This is a genomic window from Enterobacter sp. SECR19-1250, from assembly GCF_013391025.1.
Lineage (GTDB): Bacteria > Pseudomonadota > Gammaproteobacteria > Enterobacterales > Enterobacteriaceae > Enterobacter > Enterobacter cloacae.
Window position 1 is genome coordinate 1 of record NZ_JACASJ010000260.1, and the last position, 1303, is coordinate 1303.

Below are 1303 nucleotides of genomic sequence, written 5' to 3' on the forward strand. Positions count from 1 at the left end.
GCGTCGAATGGGTTAGGCATTTCTGGCCTCCGCGCTTCGCTCAACGAGCCGCTTAATGCGGCGAAAAAGCTTTTCGTAACGCTCGGGGTCATCATGCTTAATGTCGTAGCCAGGATATGTCATGCCAACGTTGTCGAATTCGGGCTTTTCAGGTGGATAGAGCCTGTAAATTATTGCCCGTGTCTCGGCCTCTATAGCGGCGCGACGGGTTAAATAACGGCGACCCTTAACTGATGAATGCCATACTGTGGCAGTGGTTGAAGTAATCACGGCTTTGACTCCTGCTGCGGTGCTGCTGGCAGCGGCATCCAGTGGGTTACGCATTCCACCAGTTCATTATCGCAGTAGAAATTCCAGTACCTGTCGTATGCGCCAGACCAAACTTCTCCATATTCATTGAATACCAGAATGGCTTTAAATTGTTCAGGCATCCGCTCACTGCACGGAATCCACTCCTGAGCAGGTTCGGCACCCTGAAGCATGGCGGCGCGGCATGCGTTCCAGCCGACAGCTTTTCCGTGTTCAAACGCGCTGTCAAAGTCATCATCCATTTCCATCGCAGCGGGCACAGATACCGGCGCTGGAGGGGCTGTGACATTAGCGAATGCAGCACGCAACCCAGTCTTAATTTCTTCAACTTCGTCAGAGCCTAATGATGAATCTGATATTGCATGATGGAATGCATAAGCCATATCGTCGTTGACTGACACAGGCTTCGCTTCGAGCGATGCCAGCGCCAGCTTCATCGCTGCCAACGCCCGTGCTGCATCTTCGTTTACTGCTCCGGGAGTTGCATCGCGCCCTTCTTCAAGCTCCGCGATGGTCTTCAATAGCCATTCTTTGGTAAGGGTAATCATGATACTGCTCCTTCCTGATACTGTTCGAACCAGAACACCACTGGCTTCTCCACTGCCTCGATAAGGCCGAAACGCTCTGCCGTTCGGAAGTTCATGCTGCTCTTGCGCCCTCGCTCGACCTGAAGAGATACCTGCTTTCTGAACATTTCCAGCGAGTAGGACGTTTTCAGTAAGTTGCAGGGCGCACATGCCGGGAATAGGTTTTCCAGTCTTTCAGCCTCTGGCCTGTAAAATTCACCCGTCGCCTTCAGTTTGAAGATGCCTTTCGCAGCAGCCTTCATACATTGCTCAGATTTTCGCAACACCGCCTCAACGTGGTCAGCATGCCAGCCCTTTTCGGGAAGTTCGCAGCCACAATAAGCACAGCGACCACCGAACTTCATGCGCAGCTCTGCGCGCTGTTTTTTCGTCAGAGCCATGATCACTCTCCTTTACCGGCTGCGGCG

At 52.7% G+C, this 1303-nt stretch carries 3 protein-coding genes; all 3 read right to left on the reverse strand.

Going from position 1 to position 1303, the window contains the following annotated elements; genetic code table 11:
* Positions 1–12 precede the first annotated feature (12 nt).
* From HX884_RS26440 to HX884_RS26450, 3 genes are read right to left on the reverse strand one after another with little or no spacing between them, the layout of a single operon-like run.
* On the reverse strand, positions 13–270 hold the full coding sequence (locus HX884_RS26440) for a hypothetical protein (protein WP_110820172.1): 258 nt from the start codon (positions 268–270) through the stop codon (positions 13–15).
* On the reverse strand, positions 267–857 hold the full coding sequence (locus HX884_RS26445; RefSeq protein WP_178329033.1) for a DUF551 domain-containing protein: 591 nt from the start codon (positions 855–857) through the stop codon (positions 267–269). Before HX884_RS26445 ends, HX884_RS26440 begins: the two co-directional genes overlap by 4 nt.
* Positions 854–1276, reverse strand: coding sequence for an HNH endonuclease (locus HX884_RS26450; RefSeq protein ID WP_178329034.1), 423 nt, complete (start codon positions 1274–1276; stop codon positions 854–856). Before HX884_RS26450 ends, HX884_RS26445 begins: the two co-directional genes overlap by 4 nt.
* Positions 1277–1303 lie beyond the last annotated feature (27 nt).

Bases quoted from the DNA above. Each gene is read 5' to 3' on its own strand.
- HX884_RS26445 (WP_178329033.1), bottom strand. From the start codon at position 857: ATGATTACCCTTACCAAAGAATGGCTATTGAAGACCATCGCGGAGCTT.
- HX884_RS26450 (WP_178329034.1), bottom strand. From the start codon at position 1,276: ATGGCTCTGACGAAAAAACAGCGCGCAGAGCTGCGCATGAAGTTCGGT.